Genomic DNA, 13,684 nt, shown 5'->3' with positions numbered 1-13,684 from the left:
CGTTCGAGTCTTTCGAAACGTAAACCCTATTTATTCGATTTTTTATTCATGCTTTTGACATCTACACTGGGTAAACATGTTCAGCTGAGTAAGCAAAATGAGTATTAAATATCAAATAAGCGCGGAGTGTGAAGTACAAAATGAGGCGAATAGTGCAATTGAGTTATTGATTTCGCCTAATGAAAAAGACTTGGGCGAATTTGTGGTCAGGCGTACTTTGCCTTCAGCTAAATGCAAGATGGTGGGACCGTGGATATTTTTCGACCATTTTGGTCCCACAACCTTTCCCGCTGGCTCAGGGGTAAACGTTAGGCCTCATCCACATATTAATTTGGCCACCGTGACCTACTTGTTCGAAGGAGAAATTCTGCACCGAGATTCTGTCGGTAGTTATGCCACTATCCAGCCTGGCGATATTAATTTGATGGTGGCGGGTAAAGGCATCGTGCATTCAGAACGAGAGCGCGAAGAAGTCAGTAACCGCGAACACAACTTACACGGTTTGCAATTATGGTTGGCCTTGCCTGAAAAAGACGAAGAAGTGGATCCCGCTTTTTATCACTATCCCGCTGATACGATTCCCCACACCTACGTCAACGGTGTGGCAATTAGGGTGTTAATGGGCGCAGCCTATGGTTTGATTTCGCCGGTATTAACCTATGCCGATACCTTGTATGTTGAGGTGTTTATGACAGCGGGACAAACTCTTGAGCTCCCCTTCGCGCAGGAGCGCGCTTTGTATTTGGTGCAGGGCAGCCTCACGGTTGCAGGTAACCTAATTGCCGAGCACTCAATGGTGATACTCACACCTGATTCTCTGGTCACGGTTGAGGCGAGTGCCGATACACGTATTGCGATTATTGGTGGTGAAAACGTTGGTAAACGCTACGTTGAATGGAACTTTATCTCTAGTCGTAAAGAACGCATCGAACAAGCCAAACGAGATTGGCGAGCAGGGAACTTTGCGAAGGTTAAAGGAGACGAACAAGAGTTCATTCCCTATTAAAGGATATACCATGACTATCAGTTTACAAAAAAGTGACTCGGGCCAGTATCGTCAAACCATTCATGTAAACCACCATACTTTATTCGCCGATGTCGCTGCCTCGTTGGGCGGTGATGACTCAGCGCCCGATCCTCATGATCTGTACGATGCCTCGTTAGCGGCGTGCAAAGCTATTACCATATTGATGTACGCCAAGCGTAAACAGATCCCTTTAGAGGGCGTAGATATTGAAATTAAGCGCGACACCAGCCAAGAATCAGCAGGTGTGTATGTATTAAACGTGCAATTAACCTTGCTTGGTGAGTTGAGTGACGAGATGCGCCAAAGCTTGGCCTTAGTTGGTGATAAATGTCCCATTCATAAACTCATGACCGCGGCGAAAACAGAAGTGCATTCTCAGGTGAATTGACCCCAAAAATGATAAGAAAAGATAGTATCAACCAAGGCACAGCTAAGGCGATAAACCGTGGTGTGTCGTTAATTATTCGACATCACGTAGCGCCAAAAAATCAAGAGGCGTATGAAAACTGGCTCAAACTAATCATTCCTGCGGCGGCTCAGTTTCCTGGCCATCAAAGCGTGCATGTACTGCGCCCAGCTCATGGCAATAATAAGTTTGAAATAGCGGTGCGCTTTGCCAACGAAGAACTTGCGCACAATTGGCTCAATTCTCAAGAGCGCAAACTCTTGTTAGCGCAAAGTCAAAGCTTGTTTCAAGAACAAGAAATGTTGGAGTTGTATAACGGTATTGATTTCTGGTTCACACAGTCGCAAGCACCTAACAAGGTGGCGACGCGTTGGAAACAATGGTTATTGACCACGGCAGTTATCTGGCCATTAACAATGCTTGTACCTGAGTTGTTACAAGCCCTTGATGGAATTTTTAGCTTGTCGGCTCACCCCATTTTACGCCAAGGTGTGGTGGTGGCCATCGTTGTCGGGCTTGTGGTGTACCTGATAATGCCTAAGTTAGTTAGTATGACGGCAAGTTGGTTATTTGCTAAATAAAGCTTGAATTTTAAGGATCTAGCCTCAGCTTATATTTAGCTGAGTGTATGAAAGCATGCGCCAATGTAGTTGCTGTCGCAGTCATTAAGTCAGGAGCGGTCAACGTTATTACTGTTTACCTGTGCTAGGGTAAATTGGGGCAATACCGCTTGATGAGCAAAAGACTGATTTACCGTCAAACTTAGGAGATAGAATGAAAGCGTCAGATTTATTTGTAAAAGCCCTTGAAGCAGAAGGGGTGGAATACATTTTTGGTATTCCCGGAGAAGAAAATCTCGATCTACTCGAATCGCTCCGTCAATCATCCATTAAATTAATCCTGACTCGTCATGAGCAAGGTGCGGGTTTTATGGCTGCAACCTATGGCCGCTTAACCGGGAATGTGGGCGTGTGTTTGTCGACCTTAGGACCAGGCGCCACTAACTTAGTTACACCTGCTGCCTATGCGCAATTGGGTGCCATGCCCATGTTGATGATTACCGGTCAAAAGCCCATCAAAACCAGTAAACAAGGGCGCTTTCAAGTCATTGATGTGGTGGATATGATGCGTCCTATCACGAAATATACCACCCAAGTGGTCAGTGGGGATCGTATTCCGTCGATTGTGCGCGAAGCCTTCCGTATTGCCCATAGTGAACGTCCTGGCGCGGTGCACATTGAACTACCTGAAGATATCGCTGCCGAAACCACCAGCGCCCAATTAATACCAGCCAGTTTGTACCGCCGTCCCATTGCCGAGTACAAAGCTATTGATCGTGCGGTGAAACTCATCGAGCAATCACAATCGCCCCTGTTACTCATCGGTGCTGGTGCAAATCGCAAATTGACCAGCAAAATGTTACGAGAGTTTGTCAATAAAACCGGTATCCCTTACGTAACAACCCAAATGGGTAAGGGCGTTTTAGACGAGTCTGACGATCTTTTTATGGGCAATACGTCACTGTCTGATGGCGACTTTGTGCATCGTGCGATTAATAAAGCCGACCTGATTATTAACGTAGGTCATGATGTGGTAGAAAAACCACCGTTTTTCATGCATCACGATGGCAAAAAAGTCATTCATATCAACTTTGATGGTGCGGCAATTGACCCGGTTTATTTTCCACAAGTCGAAGTCATAGGCGATATTGCCAACAGTATCTGGCAAATTAAAGAAGCCATTAAGGTGCAAACGGATTGGGAATTTTCTTTCTTTAAAAAAGTGAATGAGGCCTACATTGCCCATCGTGCTGAATTAGAAGATGACAGTCGTTTTCCTATTCTGCCTGAGCGATTTGTTAAGGGTATCCGTAAAGTGATGCCAAAAGATGGCATTGTTACCTTAGATAATGGCGTATACAAAATCTGGTTTGCCAGAAATTATCCCGCTGCGTTTCCGAATACCTTATTGCTTGATAATGCCTTAGCTACCATGGGGGCAGGGCTGCCTTCTGCGATTGCCGCTAAAATGGTCCATCCTGAAAAGTCTGTGATCAGTGTGTGTGGTGATGGCGGCTTTATGATGAACAGCCAAGAGTTAGAGACGGCAGTGCGTTTAGGTTTGCACATTGTGGTGATTATACTGCGAGACGATGCCTACGGCATGATCAAGTGGAAACAAGCGCATATGGAATTCGATAACTTTGGCTTAGATTATGGTAATCCTGATTTCGTTAAATACGCAGAGAGTTATGGCGCAAAAGGTTGGCGAGTTACTGCAACAGAAGCGCTCGAAGAGTTAGTGGGGTCGTGTTTGGCTTCGCCTGGCGTACATGTCATTGATGTGCCGGTTGATTACAGCCTCAATGATGAAACCTTGAATCGCACCATCCGTGAACGTAGCAAAGCTTTATAAGGAGTGAATATGCTAGCAAAATCGTATCCCTATTATTTGGCCAATAAGGCCGTCTATGCCAATGAAAAACTGGAAGTCACGGACAAATACAGCGGTGAAGTGGCGACGCGTGTCGCCATGGCTGATGCATCTGTGATTGACGCGGCCATTGCTGCGGCTGAAAAAGCGCAGCCTTTGCTAAATAAAATGCGTCCCTATGAGCGTCAAGCCATCCTCAATCATTGTGTAAAACGCTTTGAAGAACGTTTTGACGAGTTAGCCGATGCCCTGTGTATTGAAGCAGGTAAACCGATTAAAGATGCGAAAGGTGAAGTGACGCGACTGATTGATACCTTCCGCATTGCTGCTGAAGAATCGGTGCGCATGCACGGTGAAGTAATGAACCTTGAGATTACGCCTCGAGCAAAAGGCTATCAAGGCATGTACAAGCGAGTGCCAATTGGCCCGTGTTCGTTTATCTCACCCTTTAACTTTCCACTTAACTTAGCGGCGCATAAAATTGCCCCTGCTCTAGCAACCGGTTGTGCCTTTGTGTTAAAGCCGGCCAGTCGTACACCCTTAGGCGCGATTATCATTGGTGAAATTTTAGCTGAGACCGATTTACCTGCAGGGGCATTTTCGATTCTGCCCTGTACCCGTGACGGCGCGGATTTATTTACCACAGACGAACGCTTTAAATTATTAAGCTTTACTGGCTCACCTGATGTGGGCTGGGCGCTGAAAGCCAAAGCCGGTAAAAAGCCGGTAGTACTAGAGCTTGGTGGGAATGCCGCTTGTGTAGTAGACGAAGACGCCGACTTAGATGATGCCATCGAACGCATCATTTTTGGAGCGTATTACCAATCGGGGCAAAGTTGTATCAGCGTGCAGCGCATACTGGTACATGAAAAACTGTTTGCCGAGTTTAAACAACGTTATGTCGAAAAAGTGGCTAACTTGGTGCATGGCGATCCCAAAGATGAGAAGACCTTTATCGGCCCGATGATTTCTGATTCTGAAGCAGAGCGCCTTGAAAAGTGGATCAAACAAGCTAAAGAGGCGGGCGCTGATATATTGTGTGGCGGTGAGCGTGAAGGTGCCATGTTACAAGCCTGTGTGCTTGAAAACGTTCCCGTAGATGCCAGTATTAATGCTGAGGAAGCCTTTGGTCCAGTATCGATAATTGCGTCTTTTAGCGATTTTGACGACGCTTTAAAAGAAGTGAATAACAGTCAATTTGGCTTACAAGCGGGTATTTTTACCCGTGACATCTATAAAGCCCATAAAGCGTGGGATGAGCTAGATGTGGGCGGTGTAGTGATTGGCGATGTACCCAGTTGGCGGGTTGATAACATGCCTTATGGCGGCGTGAAAGAGTCCGGACTTGGCCGTGAAGGCATTAAATTTGCGATGGAAGACATGACCGAGTTACGTTTGATGGTGTTACGTACACCGCAAAAATAGGGAAGTCAGCGCTTCTCATATGAAAGGCCACTTGTTAGTGGCCTTTTTTGTGCGCAGCCATGTTACGTTTTGAAACAGCTTGGGCTTGCAACTTTACATAACTTGACACACCCGGGCCGGGTTCCGTGCTCTAATCTATCGTAATCATGTCATATTTTGTTACTTGCCATTCACTAAAAGGGAATTATGAAAACTCAAACGATCGTTAAAACAGCCTGCGTGGTTTTGTTGGCTGTCTTTTTGGTGTGGTGGTACTACCCTGAGCAAAACGCCGAACAAATCAAATATCATACTCAAGCCTTGAGCGTTGGTAAAATTGAAAGTACCGTCAATTCCTCAGGGTCAATTTCGCCGGTGGTGACCGTTGATGTCGGATCCGAATTGTCAGGATTGATCTCGCAGCTCAATGTGGATTTTAATGATGTCGTGACGAGTGGCCAGGTGATTGCTCGTATTGACGACAGGACCGTACAATCTAAATTACGCCAAAGTGAAGCTGATTTAGCCTCTGCAAGAGCGTCTTTGGTGCAATTACAAGCGGGACTGAGTAAAGCTCAAACCGAAGAGAAACTGGCTGAACGCGAGTATCAACGTACCCGTGAATTGCGGGCAAAAAATCTAGTCAGTACCTCAGAGTTAGACATCAGTGAAACCTCGTATCAATTGGCTAAGGTCAGTATTGAAACCGCTAATGCGGCTATTTTGGTGGGAGAGGCCCGAGTTCAGCAATCATTATCCAGCTTAGAACAGGCCAAACTTGATTTAGACCGAACGTATATTCGCTCACCAGTGGATGGAGTGATTATTGACCGTCAAGTGGATAAAGGCCAAGCAGTATCTGCCAGTTTATCTGCACCTACTCTTTTTTCTATCGCTCAAGATCTCGTTAACATGCAAATTGAAGCAGACGTTGATGAGGCAGATATCGGGCGTATTAAACAACATCAAGGTGTGAAGTTTACCGTTGATGCCTATCCAGAGCGTAAGTTTACCGGCGTGGTATCTCAAGTACGTAAAGCCGCCACCGTCACCAGCAACGTGGTCACTTACAAAGTCATTATTAGTGTAGAAAACAAAGATTTGTTGCTGCTGCCCGGTATGACAGCCAATGTCGATATTATCTTAGGTGAGCGTGACAACGTATTGCGCGTGAGTAATTCAGCACTGCGTTTTACCCCAGAAGGCCAATCCACTAATGGCGAACGCTCTGGGCCAGATATGTCGGCCAGAGTGAAGGACCTCGCTGAACAGTTAAGTTTAAGCGCCGAACAAAGCAAGTTGTTAGCAGATGCTATGGCGACCATGCAAAAATCCATGTTAGCTGCTCGTGAGTCCCGTTCAAACATGGGTGGTGGTCCGCCAGCTGGGCCGAACGACGCCATGAAAAAGATTCGGGCGCAAATGGACATTGAACTTCGTAGCTTTTTAAGTGCAGAACAAATGGAGCAATATCAAGCGTTAAACCAACAGCGCCGAAAACCACGCAGCGAAGGAAACAACAATGAACTTCAGCGCGCGGTGGTATGGGTGTTACGTGACGGTGAGCCGCAGCGGGTCAACGTTAGAGTGGGTATTGCTGATTTGGAATACAGTGAGCTGGTATCGGACGAGTTACAAGAAGGCGACCTTGTTATTGTGCGTGCGCAAAAGGTCAGTAGCTAATGTCAGCGGCCTTAATTAAGGTGAGTCAGGCTAAAAAGGTGTATCAAATGGGCGAAGAGCGAGTCTTTGCTTTAAAAGGCGTAGACTTAGAGATTCAGCAAGGAGAGTTTGTCGCCATTATGGGCTCGTCGGGTTCGGGTAAGTCTACTATGATGAACTTATTAGGCTGTTTGGATATTGCCAGCGAAGGCAGCATTGCACTCGATGGGATTGAGCTGGCTAATTTAACCAAGAATGAATTGGCTACTATTCGCAATCAACGCATTGGCTTTGTCTTTCAACAATTTAATTTACTACCACGCACGACCGCACTAGACAATGTTACGTTGCCGCTCTTGTACAGCCAAGTGCCTGAGTCTCACTGGTCTGCTCGTGCCAAACAATGTTTAGAAAAAGTCGGCTTGGGTAACCGTCTATACCATCATCCGTCGCAGTTATCAGGTGGACAGCAGCAACGTGTGGCGATTGCCAGAGCGCTAGTGAATGAGCCTGTGATGATTTTAGCCGATGAGCCAACCGGTGCTCTGGATACTCAAACCGGTCTTGAAGTCATGGCCTTATTTCAGCAATTAAATCAGCAAGGCAAGACCATCATATTAGTGACCCATGAACCTGATATCGCTGAATTTGCGAGCCGTAAGCTGACCTTTCGAGACGGTGCGCTTATTGCCGATGAGCGTAACCCTCAGCCTCGTTTAGCCAGTGATGGGCTTGGCCAATGAAGCTATTTATCTTATTAAAAACCGCCACCACTGCGCTTAGAGTGAATTTATTACGCAGCTTTTTGACCATGCTGGGTATCATTATCGGTGTGGCTGCGGTGATTATTATGGTGGCCATGGGAGCGGGCGCTCAGCAAAAGGTAGACGAGCAGATTAAGTCGTTAGGTGGCAATGTGTTTTTTGTCACGGGGTCGTTTCGGGCCAGTGGTGGTGCCCGTGCCTCATCAGTGGTTAAAATCAATGAAGACGATGCCAATCTTATTGAAAAACAAGTACCGGGGGTTGAGTCTGCAGCGCCTTATTTAAGCGCGAATGGGCAAGTAATTTACGGCAACCTAAATTGGTCAACTGAGATAAGTGGTATTGATAATCGTTATTTTGTGGTGCGCGATTGGCCCATCGCCACAGGGCGTGAGTTTAGCACGCAAGAAATAAACAGCGGTGCAAAAGTAGCCATTATTGGTGAGCGAATCAGACAAGAATTATTTGGTGTGAGTGAAGCGCTGGGGCAAACCATTCGTGTGAAAAACTTCAACGTGACGGTGGTTGGGGTCTTGGCCGCGAAAGGCCAAGACGCTCGCGGTGAGGATCAAGATGATGTGCTGTTTTTGCCCATTAAAACAGTGCGCAATAAAATCACCGGTATCGATTCAACAAATCCTAAATCTGTGCGTTTTATTCAAGTCAGTGCCTATGATGGTGAGGACATGGATTATATCGAGACAGAAATGACTCGTTTGCTGCGCCAACGTATGCGCATACCCGTTAATGGTGATGATATGTTTCGGATCCGCAATGTGTCAGAAATGATCGCTACGCGAGCCGAAACCATGCAGGTATTTAATACGCTATTAGCATGGGTCGCCTCAGTTAGTTTAGTCGTTGGCGGCATTGGCATCATGAATATCATGTTAGTGTCAGTGACCGAGCGCACGCGAGAAATTGGTTTACGCATGGCAGTAGGGGCAAAACCTGCAGATATTCTCACCCAGTTTTTAATCGAGTCAATTGTGCTCTGCGGTTTAGGTGGCGCTATCGGCGTTGTTATAGCCTATTTGTTTGTGTTTTTAGGTAACAATTATGGCATTGGCGCGGGTGGAGTGATTGATAGTGACGTGGTGCTGCTAAGCCTGGGTTTTTCTGCCTTTATTGGAGTATTTTTTGGCTATTATCCGGCATTAAAAGCCTCACGCTTAGAGCCGATAGATGCCTTACGGTACGAATAGCTTTTTATCAACTATCGTGGTGTAACAGCCATTTTTCAGCACCACGATAGTGACAGATAACACCTTGGAATAATTTAAGAAAGCCATCGTTGCGTTGGGTAAATTAATAAAGTAAGCGGGTTTGTAAAAAATCCTAAGCCACCTTAACTAGTTAAATATTTGTTACTTCGTTACAGTCTACCGTTAATTTTTGTACTTCCTTGTCATCATGATGCTTATTTGCTACCGGTGGCTAAGGCGATGTGACGCAACAAATGATACCAAAAGGCTAAAAATGAAAAAGTTAAGTGATGTAATGGGGTTGGTTTTACTCAGTAGCTGGTGTTTGATTCTTTTAAGTTGCAGCAAACAAGACAAACCACTTGAGACTGAAACGACAGTGGTAAGTCGTGAGCGGGTGTTGTTAGACACGAACTGGCGTTTTTATAAATACCTTGATGCCAGTCAAGCCGATCCCTTAATTTATGACGTTAGACCTCAAATAGAATCGGACGAAGATGGCAAACAAGCGGATGCCAAACCTACCGAAGCCGTTGATGTGGAATCGACTGCCTTTGTGTTAAAACCCTGGATTTTACCTAGCGCAAATCCGTTTATTGCTGAGTCTGGTCAGCAACACCAGCGTCCTGTGGGTGAACCCGCTATTGCTGACGGTTTTCCTTTTATTCAAGCTGACTTTGACGATGCTCAGTGGCAGAGTGTACAAGTGCCACATGATTGGGCGATTAATGGCCCTTTTTACAAGGGTGACAATGCACCGGTAGGTGGTGGCATGGGGCGGTTGCCCAGCCCAGGCGTAGCGTGGTATCGCAATAGTTTTGAATTAAGCGCAGCCGATGCCAGCAAATCCATCTTCTTAGATGTAGATGGCGCGATGTCTTATGCCATGGTGTGGCTTAATGGCCATTTAGTGGGTGGGTGGCCTTATGGCTATGCGTCTTGGCGCTTAGATTTAACACCGTACGTCAAGCGTTCCGGTAAAAATCAATTGGCGATTCGTTTAGACAATCCTCCTGCGTCTTCTCGCTGGTATCCTGGTGGTGGTTTATATCGCAATGTGTGGTTAACAAAAACTAATCCGGTGCATGTAGGTCAGTGGGGAACGCATGTACAAACAGCAAATGTGTCCCAAGAAAGCGCGCAGGTCAGTATTGCGATCGATATCGATAACGACTCGCAGCAGAGCATTGAAGTCAGTAGCCAAACTCAGTTTTACACTCTCGATTCAACAGACAATATCGCCAAGCAAGCCGTTGCGACTATTAATACGGATCCCGTTTTAATAGAAGCGGGTGGCTCAAGTACCGTTGAAGGCACGGTGAAGATCAACAATCCTAATTTATGGGGGCCTTTGCCCAATCAAGTGCCTAATCGGTATTTGGCGCTAACTCGAGTGCTGCAAAACGGTATCGTGGTAGATGAATATGAAACTCGTTTTGGCATTCGAGATTTGCGTTTTGATGGTAAAGACGGTTTGTTTGTTAACGGTGAGCATATTTATTTTCAAGGGGTTAATCAGCATCATGATTTAGGGGCGTTGGGCGCGGCGTTTAACGTTCGAGCCGCACAGCGTCAGTTAGCATTACTAAGAGAAATGGGCGTAAATGCCATTCGCTTGGCGCACAATCCACCCGCATCTGAGTTACTCGAATTAACTGACAAAATGGGTTTTGTGGTTATCGACGAAATATTTGATGTTTGGGCGCGTAAAAAGACACCTTTGGATTTTCATTTAATATTTCCTGACTGGGCTGAACCTGACTTAAGGGCTTTTATTCGCCGAGACCGTAATAGTCCTTCGGTGATCATGTGGAGTATTGGCAATGAAGTGGGTGAACAATATACCGCTGAAGACGGTGCCGAAATTGCGCAGCGTTTGCATGATATTGTGAAACAAGAAGATAGGTCGCGGCCCACTGCAACCTCCATGAACTACGCTAAACCACACATGCCTTTACCTGCGGTAATGGACACTATTAGTTTGAATTATCAAGGCGAAGGCATACGCAATGCACCTGAATATTTGCATTTGCAAGGTATCCGTACCGAGCCATTGTATCCAGCATTTCATCAAGCCTTTCCTGACAAAATGATCATGAGCAGCGAAAACGCCGCAGCGGTAAGCTCGCGGGGTGAGTATTTATTTCCGGTGACCAAAGGCATCAGTGCGCCTATCACAGACGGTGCTGGTGGGGATCCTGTTACGCAGCAAGTTAGTGCTTACGAACTTTATACTGCACAATTTGGCTCGTCAGCGGATAAGGTTTTGGCTTCATTGGCACAACATCCCTTCGTGTCAGGAGGTTTTGTCTGGAGTGGCTGGGATTATCTAGGAGAGCCGACTCCGTATTACGGTGCGCGCAGTTCTTACTTTGGGGTGATTGATTTAGCAGGCTTCAAAAAAGATCGGTTTTACCTGTATCAATCCATGTGGCGACCTGATTTTCCCATGGTGCATATTTTACCTCACTGGAATTGGCCAGAGCGGGTTGGTGAGGTCACACCGGTACACGTATTTACCTCAGGCGATGAGGTGGAGTTGTTCCTCAATGGTAAGTCCTTAGGACGTCAAGCCAAGGCTGAATTTGCCAGCCGTATCCGCTGGGATGATGTGGTATATGAGCCGGGTGAGCTAACAGCACAAGCCTACAAATTGGGGAAGCCTTGGGCACAGGCAAGTGTTAGCACCACAGGTGCTGCGAGTAAATTATTAGTAAAAGCCGATCGTCAAACTATCCAAGCAGATGGTGTAGATTTATCCTTTGTAACCATTAAAGTGCAAGATGAAAACGGCTTAACGGTGCCCCGAGCGAACAACCAGTTGAGTTTCTCACTTGAAGGTCCTGGTGAAATCGTTGCTACCGACAATGGTGATGCCACTAATTTAGTGTCGTTTGCCTCGCATCAACGAGCAGCCTTTAATGGCTTGGCTTTGGTTATTGTCAAAGGCAGAAAAGGCCAAGCGGGTAAACTGGTTTTAAGAGTTGAATCGGAAGGTTTACCCACTCAAACGGCCACTATTGTGACTGAAGCGAACTAATTAGTTGCAAAAAAAAGACGCTTGTTGTCGTTTTGCTACGGCAATAAGCTCTTTAAAAACATAACGTTAACTTGTAATTGTCAAGTTTATGAGAAAAAACGAACTTTAAAAGGAATAAAATACAGTTGCCAAGCGTTATCTAGGTGTCATTCACATAAACCTAGAGGAAACTACAATGACTAAGTTCAATAAAATTTCATCACTGCTTGGCCTATTAAGCTTGACCACCAGTTTGGGGCTTAGCGCCGCAACGTTTGAGCAAAGTGTTGCGGTCAACACCTCGCTAAATACTCAGCAGCAAGTTAGTTCGTCTGCGGCTAATACAGAGCAAAATCACTTGCAAAGTGATACCGACCTCAACGCTAATAATGGCACTGCAACTGACATCAATGCGCAGAGCGACGGTGGCGATGTGTCAGCACAAGGTGACTCTTCTGGCCAGGTGACGAATGACACCGCGGTGGATGCGCCAAATGATGACACGGCTTCAGAAAATGCCTCAGATTCAGCTGAATCTGTCGAAACGCTGCTGACGAAGAGTGGCGACATCGCACAAAATGCAACCATTTCTTTGGGTGAGCTAAGTGCTGGAACATCAACGGTAGTAACGCAAATTACTCAAGTTGGTAATACTGCCGCCCTGCCTAATTTGGTCACCTTAGACAATCCTGTCTCTGCCATTATGGAAACTTCGCCAAGCAATACGGTTGGTTTGGACACTATCGCCTCGTCTGAATCAACAGCGATGTTAAGTAGTGCCGCACATTCGATTAATCTTGCGCAAGCTACTCAGCACACTACAGCAGTGAGCGGGATGGCAAGTGAGGCCGCTACAACAGCAAGCCAATCTATTAATCAGTCGATAGTTGGTGCGATAGACAACAGTTTGAGTGGCGCCTCAGAGCAGGTTATTCAACAACAGGTTACTGGGCAAGTCAGTCAGGTAGTATCGCAACAAATTGCCAGTGCCGTGCAGTTACAAACCGCCAGTGAAGTCAGCAATAGCCTAACGAATAGCTTAAATCTAGGCCTTTAATCCCCCCTTGTAATTCAAAGCGCCAGTGGCTAACACTGGCGCGTTTTTGTAGGACTACTCGTCATGAAAACATCTCATTTCTTACCCGTATTATTGTCTTTGTCGGCATCGGCGTACAGTGTAGCGCAAGCCCCTGATAAACGTTTCGAGGCGCAAGCTAGTCTAGGCATACTGAATAACTCGACCTTGATTGTGGCTGAACTTGACCAAGTCTCAAACGAGCAGGATATGGCATTTACCTTTCATGCTAAATTAGCAGGCCAATGGCAAGCAAGACCCGCCCTAAAACTTCAAGGGGCTTACCTGTTTGCGCGCAAAGATTATCAACAGTTTGATGGCTATGATTTGGATTTACATCAGGTTTACGTGGATGGCCAATACGATTTTGCAGCCCTGAGTGTTGGTATACGCCATGATTTTGCTTATGCAATTTTACAAGATCAGGCTTTTCTGCGCCTCAACCAAAGCAGTTTATATGCAGCAAAATATATTACACCGACGACTTATTTACGTTCTGCATTTAATTATAAAACGAAACATTTCGACTCCATGAATGCGCGTGACGCCACTAATCAAGGAGTAGGACTAAACCTGTTTCAATTTTTTAATCAAGGTAGCACGATGTTGTCTCTCGGATTAAATGTTGAAAAAGAACAGGCCGTAGATACGCAATTTGATTTTAACGCAAATAGTCTTAGTGCTGGCAT

General features: G+C 46.0%; 10 protein-coding genes and 1 pseudogene. All 11 read left to right on the top strand.

Features of this window, described 5'->3' with window-relative positions:
* Positions 1-97: 97 nt before the first annotated feature.
* Entirely contained in the window at positions 98-1,006 is a 909-nt protein-coding gene (locus NWQ57_RS11045) for a pirin family protein (protein ID WP_306022205.1), read from the top strand.
* Between the two features lie 10 nt (positions 1,007-1,016).
* The gene (locus NWQ57_RS11040; protein ID WP_306022204.1) at positions 1,017-1,415 is read left to right on the top strand and encodes an OsmC family protein; all 399 of its coding nucleotides are present in this window, start codon (positions 1,017-1,019) and stop codon (positions 1,413-1,415) included.
* A gap of 8 nt (positions 1,416-1,423) precedes the next feature.
* A complete protein-coding gene (locus NWQ57_RS11035; protein WP_306022203.1) occupies positions 1,424-2,014 on the top strand; it encodes an antibiotic biosynthesis monooxygenase in 591 nt (196 codons plus the stop codon).
* Between the two features lie 193 nt (positions 2,015-2,207).
* Positions 2,208-3,848: an acetolactate synthase large subunit gene (locus NWQ57_RS11030; protein ID WP_306022202.1), complete on the top strand. Its 1,641-nt coding sequence runs from the start codon at positions 2,208-2,210 to the stop codon at positions 3,846-3,848.
* 9 nt (positions 3,849-3,857) lie between these two features.
* Positions 3,858-5,291, top strand: coding sequence for an aldehyde dehydrogenase family protein (locus NWQ57_RS11025; protein WP_306022201.1), 1,434 nt, complete (start codon positions 3,858-3,860; stop codon positions 5,289-5,291).
* Between the two features lie 186 nt (positions 5,292-5,477).
* Complete coding sequence (locus NWQ57_RS11020; RefSeq protein WP_306022200.1) at positions 5,478-6,953, top strand: efflux RND transporter periplasmic adaptor subunit; 1,476 nt, start codon at positions 5,478-5,480, stop codon at positions 6,951-6,953.
* Positions 6,953-7,675, top strand: coding sequence for an ABC transporter ATP-binding protein (locus NWQ57_RS11015; protein WP_306022199.1), 723 nt, complete (start codon positions 6,953-6,955; stop codon positions 7,673-7,675). Before NWQ57_RS11020 ends, NWQ57_RS11015 begins: the two co-directional genes overlap by 1 nt.
* Entirely contained in the window at positions 7,672-8,901 is a 1,230-nt protein-coding gene (locus tag NWQ57_RS11010; RefSeq protein WP_306022198.1) for an ABC transporter permease, read from the top strand. Before NWQ57_RS11015 ends, NWQ57_RS11010 begins: the two co-directional genes overlap by 4 nt.
* Before the next feature lie 274 nt (positions 8,902-9,175).
* Positions 9,176-11,941 carry a beta-galactosidase GalB gene (galB, locus tag NWQ57_RS11005; protein ID WP_306022197.1) on the top strand — a complete coding sequence of 922 codons (2,766 nt, stop codon included), beginning with the start codon at positions 9,176-9,178 and terminating at the stop codon, positions 11,939-11,941.
* Between the two features lie 175 nt (positions 11,942-12,116).
* Positions 12,117-12,977: a hypothetical protein gene (locus NWQ57_RS11000; protein ID WP_306022196.1), complete on the top strand. Its 861-nt coding sequence runs from the start codon at positions 12,117-12,119 to the stop codon at positions 12,975-12,977.
* A 63-nt stretch (positions 12,978-13,040) separates the two neighbouring features.
* Positions 13,041-13,684: pseudogene (locus tag NWQ57_RS10995) on the top strand (hypothetical protein); the annotation flags it as partial.

Origin of the sequence: Paraglaciecola sp. (genome assembly GCF_030730205.1) — a bacterium.
Taxonomy (GTDB): domain Bacteria; phylum Pseudomonadota; class Gammaproteobacteria; order Enterobacterales; family Alteromonadaceae; genus Paraglaciecola.
The sequence above is the reverse complement of the archived record's forward strand: the minus strand, read 5'-3'. Positions and strand labels throughout refer to the sequence as shown.